This window comes from Tenacibaculum piscium (assembly GCF_021390715.1).
Classification (GTDB): Bacteria; Bacteroidota; Bacteroidia; order Flavobacteriales; family Flavobacteriaceae; genus Polaribacter; species Polaribacter piscius.
Genome location: NZ_JAJGWT010000007.1, coordinates 296 through 24,964 on the forward strand (window position 1 = coordinate 296; position 24,669 = coordinate 24,964).

Here is a 24,669-nt window from a genome sequence, read left to right on the forward strand (position 1 = left end):
CCATGGTAAGCCGTTACCTTACCATCTAGCTAATAGGACGCATAGTCATCTTGTACCCATAAATGTTTAATAGTGGTTCGATGCCGAATCACTATATTATGGAGTGTTAATCTTCATTTCTAAAGGCTATCCTCCTGTACAAGGCAGATTCTATACGCGTTACGCACCCGTTCGCCGGTCGTCAGCATAGCAAGCTACCTGTTACCCCTCGACTTGCATGTGTTAAGCCTGCCGCTAGCGTTCATCCTGAGCCAGGATCAAACTCTTCATTGTATATTTTAAATAATATGAATGAATAAGTTTCAAAAGAATTTGTTCTAATTTAATAGAACGTGGTTATTCTACTCTTATTTACGCTGTCAATTTCAATGTTTTCAATGAACGTGTCGAGTCGACATACACAAGTATTTTACTACTCGTTTTTCTTCTCAAACTTCTTTTGTAGAAACGTTAGAATCGAACTAACTGACTTTTTACAGCCATTCCAAATTTCTTTATCGTTTTACGCTTTAGTGTATTTCTGAAAGCGGTTGCAAAACTACAAACTATTTTTAAACTGACAAAATTTAATTTAATTAAATTTAAAAAGTTTTTTTTAGTTTGTTAATGAACTTCAAAACAAGGAACTAATATAGATACATTGTCGACTGCAAACATACAACTCTTTTTTATGTTTTTAAGCTTTTTTAGCTTTTTATTTTCAAACATCTATCAATTAATTGATAATCAATAACTTATTTATTATTATTCTTGACTATAAAGTATATAAGATAGACAAAATTTAGTAAGAATTATCAAATGAACGAATATATAGGTTCGCCTTCTACAGGATTTAGATGTTTAGCAGAAATTATATTGTCACGAGCAAGATGCTCGCGATAGCGTATAAAACATATTAGCTTCACTTTTTAGACTTTTTCAAATGAATTTAAACAAGCTAATTATCAAAATAAATAAAAACGAAACTAAATAGTTAAAAACAAACACAATAAATAGACTTAGCCCCGATTGAAGCATTTGTTTGAGCTCTTTTTTTGATTTTTCTTCAAAAAAAAGCGAGTGCGGAAAGCGGGAAATAGCTCCAAAAAAAAATATCGAGAATTATTATCTAAAATTCTCGATACATTTAATATAAACACTTCTTAAAACTATTTTTCTACTTTACATCATTATAATTATCATCCCAGTTTTTAGGTTTTGGATCGCCTAATTTACCTACCGATTTCGCAACTAAAGTTGCTACAGTAGCATCTCCCGTTACATTTATAACAGTTCTACACATATCTAAAGGGCGATCAACAGCAAAAATTAACGCCAAACCAATTGCTAACTTATCCGCAGGAAAACCTACCGATTCCAAAACAATAACCAACATAACCATTCCTGCTCCCGGAACCGCAGCTGAACCAATTGACGCCAATAAAGCCGTTAAAATAATCGTTAATTGATCGCCAAAAGACAAATCAAAACTCAAGGCTTGCGCTATAAAAACAGCCGCAACAGCTTGATATAAACTCGTTCCATCCATATTTATAGTCGCACCAACCGGTAAAACAAAACTTGAAACCTCCTTATCAACTCCTACATGCTCCTCAATTCGTTCCATCGTTACAGGCAACGTTGCAGCACTTGAACTCGTTGAAAATGCCAATAATTGTGCAGGACTTATCTGTTTTAAAAACCATATCGGGTTTTTCTTGGTAAATACACTTATTAAAGTCATATAAAAAACAACCATAATTAACAAACCGCCAATTACCGTAAACGCATATTTTAGTAAAGCAAGTAACAAATCAGGATCTTTTGAAGACACTACAACACTCGCCAACAAAGCAAAAACTGCAAAAGGTGCCGATAACATAATTAAATCAACCATCTTTAAAACAGCTTCATTTAAAGAATCAAAAAAACTTTTTAAAGGCTTTGCCCGATCCTCTCCTATTAATAACATCGAAATCCCTAAGAAAATAGTAAAGAAAATTACTTGTAACATTGACTTGTTACTTCCCATTGCTTTAATAGCATTGTCAGGAACCATATCAATTAAAAATTGTAAAGGACCACTTGATTGTTGCTTATTTGCTTCCGCAATTTTAGCCTGTACACCACCACTATTTGCATACGTTTCCGTTAAACGTGTAATGGTTTCTTCGGATATTCCTTCACCCGGTTTTACAATATTCACCAATGCCAAACCGATGCTAATTGCAATGACTGTTGTACCTATATATATTGTCATGGTACGAATACCAATATTTTTAAATTTAGAGATATCTTTTAAATCTGATATTCCTTTTATTAAAGATGCAATAATTAAAGGTACTGCGATTAATTTTAATAATTTCACAAAAATAGTACCTATCGGTTTTATCCAACTTCCAACAAAAGAAGCGCCTCCATCTGTAAAAATCATTCCTATTCCAAATAAAATACCCAGAATCATTCCTATTAAAATCTGCCAGTGCAATGCTAGTTTTTTCATGTAATCGTTTTAGTTTTTTTATTTTTTAGTGAGGGCGATAAGGTAAAATAAAAAAATTAAAAAATTGTGACCTTTAATTCGTAACTTGTGTCAAAGAATTAGAACATATTACGAACCTTAACTTAAAAACAAAAAAATGGCAGGAATTTTAGACTTATTAAACAGCGACTTAGGAAAATCAATTATATCTGGAGTAGCAGGATCAACAGGACAAGACACCAACAAAACAAGTAACGTTTTAACAATGGCATTGCCTGTTTTGATGAAAGCAATGCAACGTAATGCTTCAACACCTGAAGGTGCTGAAGGATTAATGGGAGCTTTGAACAAACATGATGGTGGTATTTTAGAGAATCTAGGAGAGTTATTTAATGGAGGAGCAAATGCCGATGTTTTACAAGATGGTGGTAATATTTTAAACCATGTATTAGGTAGCAAACAACAAGGAGTTGAACAAGTTATAGGACAAAAAGCAGGTATGGATAGCAGTGCTGTTGCAAATATTTTAAAAACAGCAGCTCCTATTTTAATGGGTGTTTTAGGACAACAATCTCGTCAAAATAACATTGGTAACTCTAGTGATTTAAGTGGATTATTAGGCGGATTACTTGGAGGAAATTCAGCAGATAAAGAACAAAACTTCTTAGAACAAATTTTAGACGCAGACGGTGATGGTAGCATTGTTGATGATGTTGCTGGTATGGTTTTAGGAAATAGTGATCAAAAATCAGGAGGTGTACTAGGAAATATATTAGGAGGACTTTTTGGAAAATAACAATTTATAATTCTTGATTTTTTTTAAAACAAGAAATTAAAAAAGAGTAAACACTTGTTTACTCTTTTTCTTTTAAGTTTTTGTTGTTTTTGTTTTAACTATTTTTAACTATTTTTGCATCCATGGAAAAATTAAAACAACGTTGGGGCTTAAAAACTAACTGGGATGTAATTGCTGTAATAATTGTATTTTCGATAAATGGTTCGTTTGCCTCTTGGGTTGCCAAACCGATTACCGCTTTTTTAGGAATCTCTTCAGAGACAACTTCTCCTTGGATTTATTGGCCTTTACGTATTTTACTTATTTTCCCTATTTATCAAACAACATTGCCTTTAGTAGGTTGGTTGTTTGGTCAATTTAAATTCTTTTGGGCTTTTGAAAAGAAATTTTTAAGCCGTTTAGGATTCGGATTTCTGTTTAAAAAATAATATTCAAGTAAAAAATAATTAATTTTATATTATCCTTGTATAATTTTATACATCGGGATTGGCAACGCAACTCCTTCAGATAAAAATCGTTTATGAACAGCTTCTTTTAGCGCACATTTTGTTTTAAACTCCTGAAAGGGTTCATTTAACCAAACATAAGCACGCATATGAATATGGTCTGTATGTACATCAATTACTCGAACATCTACTTGTTCAACGTCCGTCATCACTTGTTCTGATGTTCTAAAATCAATAACCGTTGGTAATTTAATAGCTTCTTCTTGAATTATCTTTCGAGCTAAATCGATATCTGCTTTTATCCCTAATTTAAAATTATTAAAACTAAGCACATGCGAATCTTCAATTGTATGATTCAAGACAGAATCCGTGCTAATTACCGAATTAGGAATAATTAATCGTTTATTTTCAAAATTATTAATAACCGTATGTCGGAGTGTAATATCTTCTACAATTCCTACACGAGTTTCATCTAATTTGATATAATCTCCCACTCGAAACGGACGAAAAATAACAATAAACGCTCCAGCAATTAAATTCGATAATGCTGCTTGTGCCGCAAAACCAATAATAGCGGCTAAAATACCTGCCCCAGAAAAAATCAAAGTAGCTTTACTACGAAAAGCAGGTACAGTCGTGATGATATAAACAATACCGAAAAGCCCTAAAAAAAACTTTACCGAATTTCGAAAAAATAAAATACTAGTTCCTCCATAACGGTCTGTTTTTCTGCGTTTCATGATTTGAACAATCGCATATCGGATAACTCTAGAGAGAATCCATGTAATAAACACAACCAACAAAACATATCCAAGAATGCCTACAAAGGAATCTAAATTAAAATGATATTTGAATATTTTATCCATTTAAAAGTCTATTTTAAAATAATGCTGTTTGACTTTCATTATCTTTTGTGTTTTTATTCTTTTTTTGAAGCGCTCGTTCTAAGGCTTTTTTTGCCTTATCTTCTTTTGAACTTAAAAATTCTTTTGTTGGCTCAGTTTGTTCAATTCGTTGAATTGGTTCAATAGCTAAAGGCAACACGTCTTTTTTATTTTTATCTTCTTGATTATTTCCTGTAGTATTCTCTAGATTATTTTCTGAATTATTCTCCAGATTACTCTCCTCTAAAGATGGTTCATACGGTAATGATTCTAGTAAATTAACGGTACGAATTTTATCAATTGTTAATTGATTTCCTTGTGCTTTTATTCCTTTTATGGCGATAAAATCTTCAAAATTAACAGTAATATTCTCTAAGCTACGTTTTGAAAAAACAACCTCAGCCATTGGACGATACTCCGTAGAAATAATTTCTAATTTTGATTTTTCAGCTTCAGAAATAAAGATTTCTTCTTTATCTACCGTTTCAATTAAGAAGCGTTTTACATAATAGCGTTCTTTTTCGGCATCAAAATAAATGGCCGAAATCGGTTTTTGAGGTTGCCATTTTTCTAGGATAATCATATCGTTATCAAAACGAGTGGATAAACTTGGTGAAATAGCTTTTATTTTTCCTGATTGTGTAGCGATTAAAATTTTATCTTCGGCACTAAATTCGCCTAGTAATTCTCCTCGATCATCAACATTTAAACGTTGAACAGTATCATCAAACCAAATTTTACGAGGTTTTAAAGTAGATACTCCTGCGGATTTAAATTCTACTTTTCGAATACCTAATTTTGTTATTTGATTCCCACGAATTGCACGTCCTTTGATTGCTAATTCAGCAAAATCGACATCCCATTTAAGTTTTGTAATTCCAGCAACGGGTCTTAAATTAATGGTAACAGTTTCAGCTTCTCCATTCGGATTGACACTAAAATACCATAATTTTGAACCTTTAACTCCTGTGGTTAAATCATATTCTTTATCACGTGTTACGCTTAACACATTGAAGCGTTTCATATAACTAGCACCTCTTGTTCCATCGCGATATATCATATTATAAACGGTTCGTTTATCTTTCTTTTTAAAGATAGCAATATGAATAATATCTTTACCGACAAAGGTTTTTGGAGCGACTTTGGTAACCATCATTGTCCCGTTTCCTTTAAAGATAATAATATCATCAATATCGGCACAATCATCAACGTATTCATCTTTTTTAAGTGATGTTCCTACGAAACCTTCGGTTCTATTTACGTATAATTTGGTATTTCGCATAACGACTTTTGTCGCTACAATATCATCAAAAATTCTAATTTCAGTTTTGCGTTCTTTTCCTTTACCGTACTTGGTTTTTAAGCCTTTAAAATAGTTAATTGCAAAGGTGATTAAATTTTCTAGATGATGCGTAACTTCGGCTATTTTAGCTTCTAATCCTTCGATATATTGTTTTGCTTTATCGATATCAAACTTCGAAATTTTCTTAATTCTGATTTCGGTTAATCGGGCAATATCTTCGGATGTTATGTCTCTTTTTAGATGCTGAATATGTGGTTTTAATCCTGTATCGATTGCTTTAATGACCCCTTGCCAAGTTTCTTGTTCTTCAATATCTCGATAAATTCTATTTTCAATAAAAATTCTTTCTAAGGATGCGAAATGCCATTGTTCTTCAAGTTCGTGTAATTGAATTTCGAGTTCACTTTTAAGTAATTTCACGGTTAAATCCGTAGAATGTTTTAGCATTTCAGAAACGCCTACAAATACGGGTTTATTATCTTGGATTGTACATGCTAAAGGTGATATCGCATTTTCACAATTGGTAAAAGCATACAGCGCATCTATGGTTTTATCTGGAGATATTCCTACGGGTAAATGCACTAATATTTCGACATCTGCGGCGGTATTATCTTCAATTTTACGGATTTTTATTTTTCCTTTTTCATTGGCTTTTAAAATGCTATCAATTAACGAAGTTGTGGTTGTTCCGAATGGAATTTCGGTAATTACGAGTGTTTTTTTATCGAGTTGTGAAATTTTTGCACGCACACGAATTTTCCCACCTCTTTTACCGTCATTATAATTAGTAAAATCGGCAATTCCGCCTGTTAAAAAATCAGGATAAATGGTAAAACTTCTACCTCTTAAATATTTGATAGAAGCGGCAATTAATTCGTTAAAATTATGCGGGACTATTTTGGTTGATAATCCTACGGCAATTCCTTCTGCTCCTTGCGCTAATAATAGCGGAAATTTCACAGGTAAATCGATTGGTTCTTTTCGTCTACCGTCATAGGATTGTTTCCATTGCGTAGTTTTCGGATTAAAAACAACATCGAGGGCAAATTTTGATAAACGTGCTTCAATATATCTTGATGCTGCCGCTCTATCGCCTGTTAGGATATTCCCCCAGTTTCCTTGCATATCAATCAGCAATTCTTTCTGACCGATTTGCACCATAGCATCGGCAATAGAAGCATCTCCATGTGGATGATATTGCATCGTATGTCCGACAATATTGGCTACTTTGTTATAGCGTCCATCGTCCAGATCTTTCATAGAATGCATGATTCTACGTTGTACAGGTTTGAGCCCATCTTCTAGCGATGGCACGGCTCTTTCTAGAATTACATACGATGCGTAATCGAGAAACCATTCTTTATACATTCCTGTTACTTTGGTAATGGTTTCTGTATTTTCTTGATTTTCTTGAGAATCTATAGAATTATTTAATTCTTGCTCGTTTAATTCGTTTACTGATTCGTTTACAGATTCGTTTATTGGTTTATTTTCTTGTTGATTCGTTTCTTCTATTTCTTCACTCATGGCTCGTACTGCTTGAATTAACTAAAATTGACTAAAGATTATTTTTGATTTTCGCTTCACTTACTTATAAATTTTCACTTATAAAATATGAGTGATTTTATTCTTCAAGTGTATCTACTTCAATTTTTAAATTTTGGATGATAAATTTTTGTCGATCGGGTGTATTTTTGCCCATATAAAACTCCAACATTTTTTCGATAGGCATTTCTTTATCTAACATAATCGGATCTAATCGAATATCATCGCCAATAAAATGTACAAATTCATCTGGAGAAATTTCTCCTAACCCTTTAAATCGGGTAATTTCTGGTTTTCCTGTTAATTTTTTAATGGCGTCTTTTTTTTCTTCTTCGGAATAACAGTAATAGGTATCTTTTTTATTTCGAACTCTAAACAGTGGTGTTTCTAAAATATACAGATGTCCTTCCTTGATTACTTCTGGAAAAAATTGCAAGAAAAATGTTATTAGCAATAAGCGAATATGCATTCCATCGACATCGGCATCGGTTGCAATTACGATATTATTATAACGTAAATCTTCTAAACCATCTTCAATATTTAGTGCTGCTTGTAATAAATTAAATTCTTCATTTTCATAGACGATTTTCTTACTTAATCCGTAGGAATTTAGAGGTTTTCCTTTGAGGCTAAAAACGGCTTGTGTATTTACGTTTCTAGATTTTGTAATAGAACCAGATGCCGAATCTCCTTCGGTAATAAATAGCGTCGATTCTAAATAGGCTTCCTTTTGTGTATCGCCTAAATGGACTCTACAATCTCGCAATTTTTTATTATGAATACTTGCTTTTTTGGCTCTATCTTTGGCTAATTTCCGAATTCCAGAAAGTTCTTTACGTTCTTTTTCTGCTTGTATTATTTTACGTTGTAATTTATCGGCTATTTCGGTATTTTTATGTAAAAAATTATCGAGTTGTGTTTTGATAAAATCATTGATATAGGTTCTAACGGTTGGTAAATCATCGCCCATTTCGGTAGATCCTAATTTTGTTTTGGTTTGACTCTCAAAAACAGGTTCCATTACTTTTATGGCAATTGCCGATATTATTGATTTTCGAATATCGGAAGCTTCAAAAGATTTCCCATAAAACTCTCGAATGGTTTTTACAATTGCTTCTCTAAAAGCCGCTTGATGCGTTCCACCTTGTGTGGTATGTTGTCCGTTTACAAACGAATGATATTCTTCAGAATATTGGGTTTTACTATGTGTAATTGCGACTTCAATATCATTGCCTTTTAAATGAATTATTGGATATAACATATCCTCTTTGCTGTTATTATTTTCCAATAAATCTTTCAGTCCATTTTTAGATAGATATTTTTCACCATTAAAAACAATTGTTAATCCAACATTTAGATAGACATAATTTTTAAGCATTTTAGAAACATATTCGTTTCTATATTTATATTTTTTAAAGATTATTTCATCGGGGATAAAGGAAACTTTTGTACCTTTTCTTCGAGATGTTTGTTCTAAAAATTCTTGGTTAATTAAAACTCCTTGTTCAAATTCGGCTGCTGCGGATTTCCCATCTCTTGATGATTCGACTCTAAAAAAAGAAGAAAGTGCGTTTACCGCTTTTGTACCTACTCCATTTAGCCCTACGGATTTTTTAAATGCTTTGGAGTCGTATTTTCCTCCTGTGTTCATTTTAGAAACGACATCGACAACTTTTCCTAGCGGGATTCCACGACCATAATCGCGCACGATTACTTTATTTCCTTGTATCGAAATTTCGATAGTTCTCCCAGCTCCCATTACATATTCATCAATAGAATTATCTAATACTTCTTTGACTAAAATATAAATTCCATCATCTGCTGATGAGCCGTCACCTAGTTTACCGATATACATTCCTGGACGCATTCGGATATGTTCTTTCCAATCAAGCGAGCGTATATTATCTTCGGTATATTTTGTTTCTTGAGTCATAAAATTTAGGCTATTTATATCTTTGCTAAATTACTACATCCGTTGTCAAAATAAAAAAGTCTATTGCTTTAATTATCAACATTTGACTATTTATTTTTTTGATGTCCCCCTTTATTTTCTCTTTATTTTAAACGAACTATCACTAATTTCACACTAATTATTTAGTGATTATTTCAGCTATAAATATCATAAAAAATAACGTATAAGAGCCTGTTTAAATTTCATCTGAAAAAAATTATCACAGAAAAATAAGAAATCGAATCTGTCAAAGGAATTTTATTTCAGGTTCGCATCCTAATTTGCTGTATTTTTTAGCTTTTTTTGATAATTCTTGATGATTATTGTCAATTCGAGTGATTTTAATGACGAGAAGAAATTAAAATTGTATCGATAATTTGAATTATTTTATCTTGATGAATTTTAATTGACTTTATTACGATTAAATAAGTTCTCGATACTCTCGATACCTTTTTTTGAAAGAAAAGAATCAAATTCTAGGCTATCGGCTATCGCGAGCATCTTGCTCGTGACCACGTAAAAACAACGTAGAAAAATCACAAAAAAACCGCTGTTAAATTAACAGCGGTTTTTCAAAAAATATATTGTAGGCTAAAATTATCTTCTACTATAATTTGGAGCTTCTTTGGTAATTGCTACATCATGCGGATGACTTTCATTAATTCCGCTTGCGGTAATACGTACAAATTTACCTGTATTTTTCAATGTTTCAATATCTTTAGAACCACAGTATCCCATACCTGCACGTAAACCACCAACAAATTGATGAATACTTTCTTCTAAGTGTCCTTTATAAGGAACACGACCAACAATACCTTCTGGCACTAGTTTTTTAATATCGTCTTCGACATCTTGGAAATATCTATCTTTAGAACCTTGTTTCATTGCTTCTACAGAACCCATTCCACGATATGATTTAAACTTTCTTCCTTCGTAAATAATCGTTTCTCCTGGCGATTCTTTTGTTCCTGCTAATAATGATCCTAACATCACACAATCTGCACCTGCGGCAATTGCCTTTGGGATATCACCTGTATAACGGATTCCACCATCAGCAATAACTGGAACTCCAGAACCTTTTATAGCTGCGGCAACTTCTAAAACTGCCGAAAACTGAGGAAAACCAACACCTGCAACTACACGAGTTGTACATATTGAACCTGGACCGATTCCTACTTTTACTGCATCTGCACCTGCTTCTACTAAATATTTAGCTGCTTCTGCTGTAGCAATATTTCCTACAATAACATCTAATTCAGGAAACTTTGATTTTACTTGCTTTAAAACAGCCACCACGCCTTTAGTATGTCCGTGAGCGGTATCAATAATTACAGCATCAACACCTGCTTTTACTAAAGCTTCGGCTCTTTGAACAGCATCTGCCGTTACGCCTAATGCGGCTGCAACACGTAAACGCCCAAAAGTATCTTTGTTTGCAATTGGTTTCTGCGTAACTTTTGTAATATCTCTAAAAGTAATTAATCCTGATAATTTATAATTTTCATCAACAATTAATAACTTTTCAATTTTCTTTTCTTGTAAAATACTTTCAGCTGCTTTTAATGAAGTTCCTACCGATGCGGTTACTAAATTCTCTTTAGTCATTACCTCAACAATTGAACGTTCATTAACATGCTCAAAACGCAAATCTCTATTGGTTACGATTCCTTTTAAAATACCGTCTTGATCAACAATAGGAATTCCGCCAATACCATTTTCTTTCATTAACATTTTAGCATCTAAAACGCTCGCTGTTAATGGCAAGGTTAATGGGTCAATAATCATTCCTGATTCTGCACGTTTTACCTTACGAACCTCTTGAGCTTGTTGCTCAATGGTCATATTTTTATGCAATACACCAATACCTCCTTCTCTAGCCATAGCGATTGCCATTGCAGATTCAGTAACGGTATCCATAGCAGCAGCTACTATTGGTACATTTATCGTTATATTTTTTGTAAATTTTGTTTGAATTGAAACTTCTCTTGGAAGTACGTCAGAGTAAGCCGGTACTAATAAAACGTCGTCATACGTTAAACCTTCTCCTACAAATTTTGATTCGTGAGCTTGCATGTGCAATTAATTTTATGTGTGATGTTAATTAATTGCGTGCAAATATACTATTTATAATACAAATTAACCCTTATTTTAAGGTTAATATATAGAGAAGTTTCAATAATTATCAAAAAAAATAGCTAGTTTAAAATTAATCTTAATAAGTTTTGGTAAATTCAAAAACTCGATTACATTTGCATTATTATACTTAATCAATCTAAATAAAAGAATTAAAAATAAATTAAAATGAAAAAAGTACTAGGATTATCATTATTACTTGCAACCTCTTTTGTGTTCAAATCATGTTCTGATGACACACCAACTCCAGATAGTAACAAAGTTTCCCAAAAAGAAGTTATTGAAAATTATGCCACTATCGTGCATCAAAATTACTTAGATAGCTATACCGCAGCTCTAAAATTACAAACAACTATTGCTTCTTTTACAGATAATCCGACAGAAGAAGGTTTTAAAGCAGCAAAAAAAGACTGGTTAGCTGCAAGAGATATTTACGGACAAACAGAAGCATATAGAGGTTCAAATGGTCCTATCGATTCTGAAAAAAAAGAAGCCTGGGTTATCAATAATGAAGGACAAATGAATGCTTGGCCTTTAGATGAAGCATATATCGATTATGTTACTGTTGCCTCAAGCGCTTACTCAGGCGGTGAAGCTTATAAAAGTGGAATTATCGCAGGTAAAGACGCTATTACAGAAGATTTATTAATCGGTAAAAATGAAGGCGTAAACGATAAATCAATTTCTACAGGTTGGCACGCTATTGAGTTTTTATTATGGGGACAAGATGAAACGAATCCTAAAGAATTAAAAGCTGGACAACGTTCTGTAACTGATTACACAACTTTAGAAAATAACGATCGAAGAAAACAATATCTAAATGTTGTTACGGCTATTTTAGTGAAAGATCTAAAAGCATTAGTAGATACTTGGGCTAAAGGTGGCGCATATCATAAAGTTTTTATGGGATTATCAGAAGAACAAGCTTTGATTAATATTATTTCTGGTCCTTTCTTTTTAGCCAATGAAGAATTATCAGAAGAAAGAATGTTAAAACCTGTTGATTTAACTGATGGAATAGATGAATGTGGTCAAGAAGATGAGCATTCTTGTTTTTCTGACAACACACACAGAGATGTTTTAATGAATGCACAAGGAATTGTAAATGTGTTATTTGGAAAATATAGCACTATTTCTGGAGCTTCTGTATATGATTTAGCAAAACAAAAAGATCCGAAATTAGCCATTGCTTTTAAAACTGTTGCCGACGCAATGATGACTAAAATAAAAGCTATCGATACCAAAGCAAAGAATAAAAAACCTTTTGACCTTTTATTATTAGAGGAATCAATTGCAAAACCTGGAACTATTGTAGCTGGAGGTACCGCTTTGAAAAATTTTGGAGGAAAAATTAGTGAAATCGCTACCAAAATTGGAGCGCCTGTTCAATAATTTCAATAATTTATTGAAAACTATCTAAAAAAGGAACTGAATACGATACTAGTATTTAGTTCCTTTTATTCTTATTAATACTCTTATTAATTTAGACTTAATAAAATCATAACTACTTTTGTGAAAAAATTTGTACAATGAAAATACTTTACCAAACTAGCCAAAAAAGTATCCGTATATTAATAACAGCGGCTGTAATACTACTATTTAGTAATTGCTCGAAAGATACCGTGATAACTGACCAATATAAAGTTATCAATAAATATCAAGAAGGAGAAGAAAATTTAAGCGATGATTTAAGTGTTTTAACCACCAATAATAATTCGTTTGGAAAAGAAATTCCTGGATTAAGCAGAATCGATAAAATTAGATTTGCCTCTGGAAATTCATTATTTAATCAATCGTGGGTTTCTGCCCCTGCTTCAACAACGAGTTTAGACGGATTAGGCCCTACTTTTAACGCCAGAGCTTGTGCTAGTTGTCATTTTAAAGATGGACGTGGAAAACCTTTTGAACCTTCAAATATTGGTTCTGTTGGTTTTTTAATTCGATTAAGTATTGCTGGTAAAAATGCACACGGTGGCCCGATGCCTGTTCCTAATTATGGATTACAATTACAAAATCATGCGAATTTAAACATTCCTAAAGAAGCCGATATTCAAGTTAATTTCACCTTAATCAAAGGAACATATCCTGATGGAACTCCGTATGAATTACAAAAACCAACGTATTCTTTTATTAATGAAAATTTTGGTTCATTAAGTGGTGTTTTAATATCGCCTCGTGTAGGACAACAAACTATCGGACTTGGGTTTATAGATGCTTTATCAGAAAGTGAAATCCTAAAAAATGCAGACGAATTTGATACAGATAAAGATGGAATTTCAGGAAAACCAAATTACGTTTGGGATGCAATTCATAACAATACCGCTCTTGGAAAATTTGGTTGGAAAGCCAATGAACCTACCTTAAAACAACAAATTGCAGGTGCTTTTTCTGGTGATTTAGGCTTATCTACAAGTATTTTCACACAAAAAAACTGTCCTTCGCCACAACAAGATTGTAATAAAGCACCTAATGGAGGTTCACCAGAGGTAACAGACAAACAATTAGATAGAATTGTTTTATACCAAACTTCTTTGGCTGTTCCTAAAAGAAGAGATTTTAAAAACCAAACCGTTTTAAATGGTAAAGTATTATTTACCAAATTAAAATGTATTGTATGTCATGCAACCAATCTTAAAACAAGTAAGTATCCTTTTAATTCATTGGTGGAAAATAAAGAAATTAGTCCTTATTCTGATTTTTTATTACACGATATGGGAGCTGATTTAGCCGATGACAGACCCGATTTTTTAGCTTCAGGTAAGGAATGGCGCACCCAACCTTTATGGGGAATCGGATTGATACAAACCGTAAATAAACACAGTTTTTTATTGCATGACGGAAGAGCTCGTAGCATTGAAGAAGCTATTTTATGGCACGGTGGAGAAGCTGAAAAACCAAAAAATGATTTTAAAAATTTATCTAGTAAAAAACGTAAAGAATTGTTAGCCTTTATCGAATCTTTATAAAGTTTATCATGATAAAATTGAAAATAATAACCTTGAAAAATAATAAAAATGATGAAAAAAAATAAATTTATAGTACTGCTATTAATTAGCATTTTTATTGCCTCTTGCTCAAAAGAAGAAACAACATCCGTGGCTTATGAAACAGAGATTGCCAATACTATTAGCACCGAAATTATTAGCCCAAAAATACGTGATCTTGTTAAAAAAACAGCAGTACTTAAAACTTCTTTAACTAATTTTTCTACTAAAACAAATGAAGAAAATTTAAAAATAGCACAACAGAAATTAACAGAAATTACAAAATTATACGCACAATTATACACCTTTAATATCGGAGAAGTAAAAAATAATTTCATAAACAGACAACTTAATTTCTGGCCTGTTTATAATATTTCTATTGAAAAAAATATCAAAAATGATTCTTTTAAAATAGAAAATATCGAAAATTTAGGAAGTGCCACTAAAAATTTACCTGGATTAAATTATCTATTATTTAAATTCGAAAATCCTGCGGATATTATTGCAGAATATCAAAAAAACCCGAATAGAATCAAATTTTTATTAGGCGTTTTTGACCAATTCAATCAATTAGTTCAGCAATTAAATGATATCTGGTTTTCATCAAAAAACGCATCAAAAAATACTTTTGAAAATCAATTTAGAAACAATACCGACAAAGGTTTAGATAGCTCTTTTAATCAATTATTCAACGGTTTATATAATGTTATTGACAACTGTAAAGTTACTAAAGTTGGAAAACCTGCTGGTTTAGAAAGTTCATCACACGTACATCCTGAAATTGTTGAAAATTATTATACAGGAAATTCTTTAGACTTAATTTATGAAAATATCCTTTCTGTAGAAGAATTATTTTTCAGTAAAAAAATTACTTCTATTGCCGATTATATAAAATCAGTAACTAAAAATGATACGCTTAATAATACTATTTCAGCAAAAATTCAAGAGATAAAAAGCATCCTGAAAAATGATATCAAACAGCCTTTAAAAGAAGCGGTAACTACGGATAAAAAAAATGTAAAAAGACTACACACCGCCTTAAAAGAATTACTTGTTTTGCTACATAATGACGTGCGAAGTTCATTATCGATTATCATTACAGGTACCGATAATGATGGTGATTAATCTTCTTTATTTTATGTATTTTAAAAGATTTTGTAATATCAAAATAGAAAAGCAAGGGATTAAAACCCCTTGTTTTTATTTAAAATAAAATTTTAAATAACCTTTACACACTTTCAAATAATAATTTCACATAACCTTCTTTAGGATTTTCAGATACTTCTTTCGTGTTTCCTTGTTGTAAAATAACACCATTTTGCAAAACTAACATTTCATCAGAAATAGCGATGGCATCTTTTATATCATGCGTTACAAAAATTGCGGTTGTATTGGTTTCTTTCAATATTTTTAAAATGTCTTTACGCAACTGATTTCTTAAAATAACATCTAAATTACTAAAAGGTTCATCTAAAATTAGAAGTTCTGGTTTTGGAGCTAAGGCTCTTGCCAAAGCAACTCGTTGTTGCTGTCCTCCCGATAATTCATGCGGATAACTATTTTCTTTTTCTGATAAACCGACTAATTTTAAAACTTCTTTAATTCTCTCTTTTTTAACTTGAGCCGATAATTTAGAAAGTCCATAGGCGATATTATCAGCCACTGAAAAATGAGGAAATAACGCATAATCTTGAAACACCATTCCTACATTTCTACGCTGTGGCACTACAAATTCCGATATTGATGAAACTACTTTTTCTTTTAATAAAATCGTTCCTTCGGATACCGTTTCTAAACCTGTTATCAAACGAATTAACGTTGTTTTTCCGCTACCACTTTCTCCTACAATCGCAACTATTTTTCCTTTTTTCAATGAAAAAGAAACATTTTTTAACGCAATAACTTTTCCATTATCGAAGATTTTCCCAACCTTTTTTACGGATAACAATTCTGTATTCATGCTATTTAATTTTCTTTGGAGATTAAGCTATTTAAAAATAAAATAGGAATAATTCCTGTTAAAATAATACATAATGACGGCAAAGATGCCTCTGCAATTAACTCATCACTAGCATATTCGTAGGCTTTTACCGCCAAGGTATTTATATGATACGGTTTTAAAATTAAGGTTAATGGCAATTCTTTCATTACATCGACAAAAACTAAGATAAAAGCACTTAAAATCGCTGATTTTAACAATGGAAATTCCACTTTTAAAAAGGTACGAATATTCCCACTTCCCAAAAGTTTTGAAGCTTCGGATAAGGATTTCCCAAACTTTAAACTACTCGATTCTATCGGATTATATGCTACGGCTAAAAAGCGAACTAAATACGCATATACCAAAACTGTAACCGTTCCATTAATGATAAAACCTATTTTGATATCGAACGTATTTTTCATAAAAGTAACCAACCATTTATCCAATGATAACGTTGGGATTAAAACACCTACAGCAATGACTGCTCCTGGGATTGCATATCCTAAAACACCAATTTTAGCAATTGGTTTTATAAAAGATAATCGATTCCATTTTGATAAAAATATCAATAATAAAGCAAAGAATACGGTAGTAAATGCTGAAATCGTAGCAATTCCAAAACTCTGAAGCGATATACTGATAAAACTTGGCGTAAACACGTCTTTATACGTTAAAAAAGCCCAATATAATAACTGAAGTAACGGTATTAAAAAACCAAATAAAACAGGTATAAATGCGATGCTAAAAAAAGTTATTTTCAAGCGTTTCGAAACTTGTATTCTTTTTATTTTCTGATGATTTTTAGTGGCATTAAAATAGCCAATTCGTCTTCGTTCCCATTTTTCGATACTTATCAACAAAAAGATAATCGCCACCAAAATTGCGGATAAATAAATGGCTGTTTCAGGTTCTTCCAAAGAAAACCAAGCTCTGAAAATCCCCGTAGTAAAGGTATTGATTCCGTAATATTTAGCCGCTCCATAATCGTTTAAAACCTCCATTAATACTAAAACCAATCCGCCAATAAATGCAGGACGTGCTAAAGGTAACAGCAACTTGAAAAAAGTTTTTCGCTCACTCGCTCCTAATAATTTTGAAGCTTCCACAATATTACTCGATTGATTCAAAAAAAAGGCTCTCGAGGCAACATACACATACGGATATAACGAAATACTAAGCACAAAAATTAATCCTGAATGATTCATAATATCGATTTTAACCCCTAGTATTTTATCAATAAAACCGCCGTAATCAAAAATACCAGCATAGGCATACGCTGTGATATAAGACGGAATCGCCAATGGAAGAATTAATAACCATTCCAATTGTTTTCGAAACGGAATATGATAACGAGCCACAATCCAAGCCGATGAAATACCAAAAAATAACGTTAAAATTCCAGTTCCTACAATCAATAGTAATGAATTTTTAATATAATCGGGTAATAAATGAACCATTAAATGATGCCAAGTTTCGCCAGGTCCGTAAAATAAATTTACAAATACGGTTAGTATCGGAATGGCAACTAACAAAACAATGGTCAATAAAAATATTGACCATTTACTTGTATCTCGCTGTATGTTTTTAATATAACTCTTCATAAAAGTATATTATCTATTGTACTATCTTAGGATTATTTATCTTTTATTTCTTTGAGTTGTTCTTTGGATTCTTCTTTAGGTTTTTTCCATAAAAGTAAACAGACTCCCATCCAAAGTAAAATAATTATAAGCATTCCTATAAAGAATATATTTTCTCCACTATGTATTGAATAACCTTGTATTCCAAATATATAATATGCAAAAAGAGCTATAAATATGACCTGCCCAATAAAATAAATAATAATTCCTTTTTTTGTTAAATATTTTAATAATAGTACTTCTAACATGCTTTTTTATATTTTAGACTCTAAGAGCATCCTGATTTACCACATTTTTTAGCTTTTTTGTGATTTTCAGCTCCTTTTAACAAGGGGTTTTTAACCCCTGCCGTCATTTTTTGACATTATATTTTTTTCAGATGAAATTTAAACAGGCTCTAAGTATAAGAAACTATATTATTTCCAACTTGCTTTATCAAAAATCAGGACTGCTTTTTTATTATTTTCACCTAATTTGGTTAAGGATAGGGTATCTTCTTTGAAAGTTCCCCAAGATTTTAACAAATCAGAAACCTCCACTTTTTTATTTACAGGATATTCATAATTCGAATTTGCAAATTTTTCTTGTGATTTTTCACGTACTAAAAACGCTATAAATTTGATTGCATTTTCTTTATTCGGTGCATATTTTGCGACTCCTGCTCCACTTACATTTATGTGTGTTCCGTTAGTGGTTTGATTTGGAAAAAACACTTTAATTCCTTTTCCTGCTTTTATTTCTTCAGGATTTTTTGAATGTACTAATTTCCCGATATAATAGGTGTTTACAATTGCTAAATCTCCTTCACCAGCAACGACTACTTTTATTTGGTCACGGTCATTTCCTTTTGGGGAACGTGCCATGTTTTTAACGATACCATTTGCCCATTTTTCGGCTTTTTCCTCGCCATTATTTGCAATTATTGATGCCAATAATGATTGATTATAAATATTACTTGAAGAACGAACTAACAATTTATTTTTCCATTTATTTTCGATTAATGCTTCATACGTTGATAATTCTTCAGCACTTACTTTTGCTGGATTATACACAATTACTCTAGCTCTTTTTGTGAGTGCAAACCAATGATTATCGACATCTTTTAAATGTGCTGGAATTGTTTTTTCTAAAATTTCTGAATTTACAGACTGCAACAATCCTTTATTTTTAGCTCTTACTAATCGCCCAGCATCTACGGTTATTAAAACATCGGCAGGCGATTGTGCTCCTTCAATGGTCATTTTTTGCATTAATTCATCTGCCTTTGCATTTACAACATTTACTTTGATGCCTGTTTCTTTTTCAAAATCAGCAAATAATTCTTGATCAGCTTTATAATGACGATGTGTATAAACGGTTACTTCTTCTTGTTTTTTGAGTTGATTATCTTCTTTTTTTTGTGCTTCTTTTTTACAAGAAGCAAAAAGTATCGTGATTACTAAAATGGTTAGTATATTTTTCATTCCGAATGTTATTTATTGATTAATTAAAAGTAAACAAATATACTTATTTAGATTCATTCTAGCATAATGAGAATCGAAATTTTAGAATTTAAATTCTAATGTTACATAATAACTTCTTGGTGATGATGGCAAAATACCAGGTCCAGGATATCCTGTAGCTCTTCTGGTAAAATAATTTTTGTTTAATAGATTATTAACTCCAGTTTCTAGTTTCCAATTTTTATGTGCATATGAAAAAGAAGCATCAACAATACTATAACTAGGAATTGGTCCTACTGTTCCTTCTCTTTTACTTCCTTTTTCATCGATATTAGCATTGGTTGCATCGGTAAATTGTTCTGATAAATGTGTAAATTGCAGGCTTGATAAAAAGTTTTTATATCCAAATTTAGCACCTGCTTTCAGGTTTACAAAAGGAATAAATTCTACTTCATTTCCTGCTACATTTTTAAAAATAGATTCAATATATTCTGATTTTGTAAACGCCAAATTATTAAAAACACTCAATGAATATTCTTTATTAAAGTGTAGCATATTTGCCATATTTAGCTCGACTAAACTCTCGAATCCGTAGATAAAAGCATCTCCAATATTAGTACGTAATCGGTCTCCTTTATTTTTACCTTTATCGGCAACGACCAATCCTATTCGATTGTTATAATAAAGTCCGTATCCGCTAATATCGTACGATATACTATTATTCCAACGTCCTCGAATACCGATATCGGTAGTAGCTCCTTTTTCATCGTCAATAAATTCATCAACAACAAAAGAAGGACTTACAGTACGAATATCATTAAATGTTACTGAACGATAATTTTGAGAAATATTTCCATACATTTCAAAAGATGTTGAAGGTTTATAACTTGCTCCGATTCCTAATAAAAGAAAATTTCGTTCCTTTATTTTGGCATCTATTCCATTTAGCACACCGCCAACAAGTGGATTTCCTGCGCCATCTCTATCAATACTTTTATATGTTCCGTTGCTTTCTGTTTTGATGTATTCAAAACGAACTCCAGGAGTAATGGCTATTTTATCTGTAATATTAAAAATATGTTCTCCAAAAACGGCAATATTTTTATTAGGGAATACAAAATCTGAATTATGATATCCTTCAGATTTCACTAAATTAAAATCAGCATCGCTTCCTCTTGTTCCTTGTCCTTGTTTTTCTGAATTTCTTGCTTGATAATATTTAATTCCTAAGAGGTAAATATTTTTTTGATTTCCAAATTTATATTTTGATAAGAATCGCGTTTCAACGCCCCAGTTTTTAAATTCCCCAATCACTAAATCTCGCACATCGTAGTTATTATCGGCTAATAATTCATCGGAAACGGCTATTGGATTTAAGGTTTGAAATTTATATTGTCCTCTATAACCGACGGCTTTTCGGGAAGCATCTAATCCAAAAAAGTTGACATTTAACACTGAATTTTCATTAAATTGATGGTCTAATTTCACTGCCCACAAGTTCCAATTTACTCGAAACCAGTTTCTTGTACGATTACTTTGTGTTGGATTTTCATCAAACATGGTATCGGTTAATCCTCCTGATTGTTTTGCTAAATAATTCAGATAAGTTGCTTCAACGGTTAGTGTTGTTTTTTCTGATAATTTATGGTCTATATGCGCATAAATATTGATTGAATTAAATTTTGAATTGGGTCTAAATCCGTCGCCTGTTTTATAGTTTGCGTATGCGTAATATCCTGTTTTTCCAACAGTACCGCTTACGCTATTAAACGAATTTATCAATCCGTAAGAACCTGCAGATTGTCGTGTAACGAGTTCAAATTCTTTTGTTTTGTGGGGTTGTTTGAGTTTAAAGTTTAGCAAACCACCAAATTGAGTTCCGTATTGCAACGAGGCAGCACCTCGAACTACTTGTATTTCTTGCAATGCTTCGGCAGGAGGCGTGTAATAACTCTCAGGATATCCTAAAACATCGGCACTAATATCATAGCCATTTTGACGGGTATTAAAATTTGAAGTTCTGTTAGGATCTAAGCCTCTTCCTCCGATATTTAATTGCAAACCAGCATCATCATTTTCATAAATATTTAATCCGACTACTTGGCTATAAATTTGACGTGCATTATTGGCAGCCTTATTTCCTACGGTTTCATTAAGTAAAACTACTTCGGATTTTTTCCCTGCATAAATTGCCGTTCCTTCTACGGCTTTTAATCTTTTCAAAGCAAAAACCTTTCTTTTTCGTTGATTTATCACCACTTCGGATAATTCTTCTCCGATATAATCTAGGCTAATATTTAGGGTTTTATTATTGATAAGTTTAATTTCTTTTTCTACAATTTTATAATTATAGGAAAAGAAAATTAGTTTTAAAGTTCCTTTTGATACATCATTAATTTGATAAATTCCTTGTGTATTTGTTTTGGTTATCACGCCATTATTTGCGTTATAAACCTCAACATTTTCGACGGGTATTCCTTTATTATTTACTACTTTTCCTGATATTTGATATTGTGCAAACGTAGTTGAAAAAGCAAATATTGCTATAATAAGAATGCTATAATCCTTTAATTTTAATTTCATGATTAAATGGTATAATCCAATTTTTGTGCTTAAAACTTTCTTTTTGTTGATATAAATCTACTTTTGAATTGACAAACGGCATGCTTAATCTTCCGTTTAGAGTTACGTAGCTATCAACAAAAACTTGTGGGTTTTTGATGCCCTTTTTTTTATAAGTATCTCCTAAAAAATGTGCAAATTCTAATATAAAATCTGGCTGAAAACTCATTTGTTTTTCTTGTGTGGTTGATAAATATTCTTTGTTATCAACATAAAAATACTTGTTAGTATCTTTATCGACTATTTTAAATTCTGCATATCCTGCTTTTTCGATAAGCATTACTCGCCACGAAAATCGATAACCTTCTTCTGTCCAAAATAATTCTCCTGGATATAATAAATATCGAAAAGGAAAGAGCAGTTGAAGGACAAAGAAAACAGTCATTATTTTTAGTATTACTGCTTGCTTTTTTATCTTGATTAATGTGTTATTTTCATTATTTTGATGATTATTTTCATCAAAAAATGCTTTTGAAATTTTAAATATTCGAGCTATTACAGCCAGTATTTTATGATGAACTTTGGCATCAAAAAAGATAATTGTAGCTACAATCATGATAAACGGAAACATGCCAATAGGAAACAATATTCTGGTAAAAACATGAAATATAACCACGGCTATAAAGGCGAATATTCGGGTTCTTTTATAGTATAATAAAAATGGAATTGTTAAATCATAAATAGCTCCAGACCAACTCATCGCATAATGAAACCATGTTTTAGACATCAAACTTCCTATAATGGGCAAATCATTTTGTATGGGAAGCCAAATATTTAATGGCGATGCTCTAAATAACCAATCAGAATTTAATTTTGCCAAACCTGCGTAAAAATAAACGATCGCTAACATAAACTTTAAACAATCAATAGTCCAAAGGGGTATTTTCTGATATGCTAATTTTTTATTCAATCTTGCATCGACTGAAAAACAGGCATTTGCGGGTAAAAAAAACAGGATAAAAGCCATTAAACTCACAAAATAATAATGATTTAAATAATATGTTTTATCCATCAATTCGATGTATGAAAAACTCAAAAAGAAAACAAAAACGGCATATTTATATTTGTAACCAATCGTTATGAAAATTGCGGCAATAGCACAGATTAAAAATATAAAATACGTGTATTCTCCTATGGGTTGCACCCATTGAAATCCGTAAAAAGAAAAGAAATTTTTAGGGTTGATATATAATTGTTCAATCCAACCATTGTATGTAAAACGTACCAGACTTGAGAGCATCATAAAACCAAAAAAAATACGGAAAACTGCTAATGGAGCAGCTTCCGTATTTTTTTGTAAATATAGTTTGATGTTTTTAATCATTATCGGCGTCTGTAGAGGTATTTTTAATACTTAAAGCACTCATCATATCTGGTTTAAAACTTTTCAATAATGATTGCATTTTGTCATATGTATTTAAAAAAGGTGTTTTATCTGTTTTTATTTGACTTGCAAAATCAGTATTTAAAGCCTTTGTGCTATTTTGAATCGCTGTAAATTTAGCATCTATTAAGGTTGCTAAATCCTTACGATTTAAAAATTCTAAATATTGATGTAAACTTTTCCCACTTGTTTTATCATATCCAATTCCTTTGTAAAAGTTTTTGGTTGCTGTTAAAGCGGTTGTAAAAAGTTCTTTTGATAATTCTTTTTGATAATAATATGCTTCTACTTTTTCAACGGCGATTGTTCCTGATCTAGCTCCTGAAGGCGTTGCTATTTTATTATCTCTTAATTCTTTTTCATAAAAAGGGATTACATAAAAATTCACTAATTTATCAACGCTACTAACATCGGTGTATCCATCTTTTGCGATAAAAAGTTCTTTGTAACCTCCGTTCCAATCGTCGATAACGGTTTTGGTTAAATCGGCAATTTTTTTGGTGATATCATTTAAGTAATTTTTAAAATAAACGGCATTTTTAGCGGTTGTATAAAAGGTAATTGTTTCGATATCTGTCCCTTGTCCGTTTAGCAAATAATCTAAGGCAGGAAAACCTTGTACGGCGTATAAATTAGGAGATTCTAAATTATATTGCACCTTATTTTCTTTATTGGGAGTTGCATATTTTTTTAGATTCTCAACATTAGTAGGAACGGTATTCATACGATTAACCATATTTAATTCCTGTGCTTTTCCTACTTGAAAGATGGCAACTTTTTGCCAAGAAATATAGGCGTTTTTCCAGGCATCTCTAGCGGTATTTAAGGTTGCTACTGTTGGTTTTTCTGAAAACGCATCAACGGATTCTTTTAAAGTTACTGTTTTGGTATTAAAATCGGAATATGCAGGAACAATGATATGATTTGCCCAAAAAGTCAGCATTTCTTTTCGTTTAAAATCATCTGGATTTGTTGGATTGTTTCCGCCTCCATTTTCTCCACCACAAGCCGATAAAAGAAAAATAAAACTGATGTATATTAATTTTTTCATTGTAATTAGTAAATTAAGTATTGATTATTTAATTTTTTATTAGTCT

Annotated in this window: 17 protein-coding genes and 1 rRNA gene (1 of these 18 running past the window's edge); 5 read left to right on the forward strand and 13 right to left on the reverse strand. The window is 31.6% G+C overall.

From position 1 onward, the window contains the following. A 16S ribosomal RNA gene (locus tag L0U77_RS08000) occupies positions 1 to 273 on the reverse strand; its annotated part reaches 295 nt to the left of the window's first position; the annotation flags it as partial. 883 nt (positions 274 to 1,156) lie between these two features. Beyond that, entirely contained in the window at positions 1,157 to 2,482 is a 1,326-nt protein-coding gene (locus L0U77_RS08005; RefSeq protein WP_233900996.1) for a dicarboxylate/amino acid:cation symporter, read from the reverse strand. A gap of 136 nt (positions 2,483 to 2,618) precedes the next feature. Here L0U77_RS08005 and L0U77_RS08010 point away from each other — a divergent pair, with 136 nt between their 5' ends. Continuing rightward, positions 2,619 to 3,257 (forward strand): DUF937 domain-containing protein, encoded by a 639-nt coding sequence (locus L0U77_RS08010; RefSeq protein ID WP_233897675.1) that lies wholly within the window; start codon positions 2,619 to 2,621, stop codon positions 3,255 to 3,257. 122 nt (positions 3,258 to 3,379) lie between these two features. After that, entirely contained in the window at positions 3,380 to 3,685 is a 306-nt protein-coding gene (locus L0U77_RS08015) for a DUF6787 family protein (protein WP_101917608.1), read from the forward strand. Positions 3,686 to 3,714: 29 nt separating this feature from the next. On the opposite strand, the gene L0U77_RS08020 is transcribed toward L0U77_RS08015, so the two are convergent. From L0U77_RS08020 to guaB, 4 genes are all read right to left on the reverse strand, one after another. Further along, complete coding sequence (locus L0U77_RS08020) at positions 3,715 to 4,569, reverse strand: mechanosensitive ion channel family protein (protein ID WP_233861025.1); 855 nt, start codon at positions 4,567 to 4,569, stop codon at positions 3,715 to 3,717. A gap of 13 nt (positions 4,570 to 4,582) precedes the next feature. Next, positions 4,583 to 7,417, reverse strand: a complete 2,835-nt coding sequence (locus tag L0U77_RS08025; RefSeq protein WP_233897676.1) for a DNA gyrase/topoisomerase IV subunit A — start codon at positions 7,415 to 7,417, stop codon at positions 4,583 to 4,585. 97 nt (positions 7,418 to 7,514) lie between these two features. Further along, positions 7,515 to 9,368 carry a DNA topoisomerase IV subunit B gene (locus tag L0U77_RS08030; protein WP_233900997.1) on the reverse strand — a complete coding sequence of 618 codons (1,854 nt, stop codon included), beginning with the start codon at positions 9,366 to 9,368 and terminating at the stop codon, positions 7,515 to 7,517. Between the two features lie 615 nt (positions 9,369 to 9,983). After that, complete coding sequence (gene guaB, locus L0U77_RS08035) at positions 9,984 to 11,459, reverse strand: IMP dehydrogenase (protein WP_233884137.1); 1,476 nt, start codon at positions 11,457 to 11,459, stop codon at positions 9,984 to 9,986. 228 nt (positions 11,460 to 11,687) lie between these two features. Here guaB and L0U77_RS08040 point away from each other — a divergent pair, with 228 nt between their 5' ends. The 3 genes from L0U77_RS08040 (at position 11,688) to L0U77_RS08050 (ending at position 15,628) form a co-directional block, all read left to right on the forward strand. Further along, positions 11,688 to 12,911: an imelysin family protein gene (locus L0U77_RS08040; protein WP_193699815.1), complete on the forward strand. Its 1,224-nt coding sequence runs from the start codon at positions 11,688 to 11,690 to the stop codon at positions 12,909 to 12,911. A gap of 137 nt (positions 12,912 to 13,048) precedes the next feature. Further along, complete coding sequence (locus tag L0U77_RS08045; RefSeq protein WP_233900998.1) at positions 13,049 to 14,485, forward strand: di-heme oxidoreductase family protein; 1,437 nt, start codon at positions 13,049 to 13,051, stop codon at positions 14,483 to 14,485. Between the two features lie 48 nt (positions 14,486 to 14,533). Beyond that, the gene (locus L0U77_RS08050) at positions 14,534 to 15,628 is read left to right on the forward strand and encodes an imelysin family protein (protein WP_233900999.1); all 1,095 of its coding nucleotides are present in this window, start codon (positions 14,534 to 14,536) and stop codon (positions 15,626 to 15,628) included. A 103-nt stretch (positions 15,629 to 15,731) separates the two neighbouring features. Here the strand turns inward: L0U77_RS08050 and L0U77_RS08055 are convergent, their stop codons facing one another. The 7 genes from L0U77_RS08055 to L0U77_RS08085 all read right to left on the reverse strand — a co-directional run bounded on the left by L0U77_RS08055 (position 15,732) and on the right by L0U77_RS08085 (position 24,623). Then, positions 15,732 to 16,463 carry an ABC transporter ATP-binding protein gene (locus L0U77_RS08055; protein ID WP_193706578.1) on the reverse strand — a complete coding sequence of 244 codons (732 nt, stop codon included), beginning with the start codon at positions 16,461 to 16,463 and terminating at the stop codon, positions 15,732 to 15,734. Positions 16,464 to 16,468: 5 nt separating this feature from the next. Next, the gene (locus L0U77_RS08060; RefSeq protein ID WP_233901000.1) at positions 16,469 to 18,085 is read right to left on the reverse strand and encodes an ABC transporter permease; all 1,617 of its coding nucleotides are present in this window, start codon (positions 18,083 to 18,085) and stop codon (positions 16,469 to 16,471) included. A 32-nt stretch (positions 18,086 to 18,117) separates the two neighbouring features. Beyond that, positions 18,118 to 18,372: a hypothetical protein gene (locus tag L0U77_RS08065; RefSeq protein ID WP_233899193.1), complete on the reverse strand. Its 255-nt coding sequence runs from the start codon at positions 18,370 to 18,372 to the stop codon at positions 18,118 to 18,120. A 168-nt stretch (positions 18,373 to 18,540) separates the two neighbouring features. After that, complete coding sequence (locus L0U77_RS08070) at positions 18,541 to 19,587, reverse strand: Fe(3+) ABC transporter substrate-binding protein (protein WP_233901001.1); 1,047 nt, start codon at positions 19,585 to 19,587, stop codon at positions 18,541 to 18,543. An 81-nt stretch (positions 19,588 to 19,668) separates the two neighbouring features. Next, positions 19,669 to 22,149 carry a TonB-dependent receptor domain-containing protein gene (locus tag L0U77_RS08075; protein ID WP_233897680.1) on the reverse strand — a complete coding sequence of 827 codons (2,481 nt, stop codon included), beginning with the start codon at positions 22,147 to 22,149 and terminating at the stop codon, positions 19,669 to 19,671. Next, positions 22,124 to 23,512 (reverse strand): HTTM domain-containing protein, encoded by a 1,389-nt coding sequence (locus L0U77_RS08080; protein ID WP_233901002.1) that lies wholly within the window; start codon positions 23,510 to 23,512, stop codon positions 22,124 to 22,126. The genes L0U77_RS08075 and L0U77_RS08080 overlap by 26 nt, the downstream gene beginning before the upstream one ends. Continuing rightward, on the reverse strand, positions 23,505 to 24,623 hold the full coding sequence (locus L0U77_RS08085) for an imelysin family protein (protein WP_233897682.1): 1,119 nt from the start codon (positions 24,621 to 24,623) through the stop codon (positions 23,505 to 23,507). The genes L0U77_RS08080 and L0U77_RS08085 overlap by 8 nt, the downstream gene beginning before the upstream one ends. Between the last annotated feature and the right edge of the window lie 46 nt (positions 24,624 to 24,669).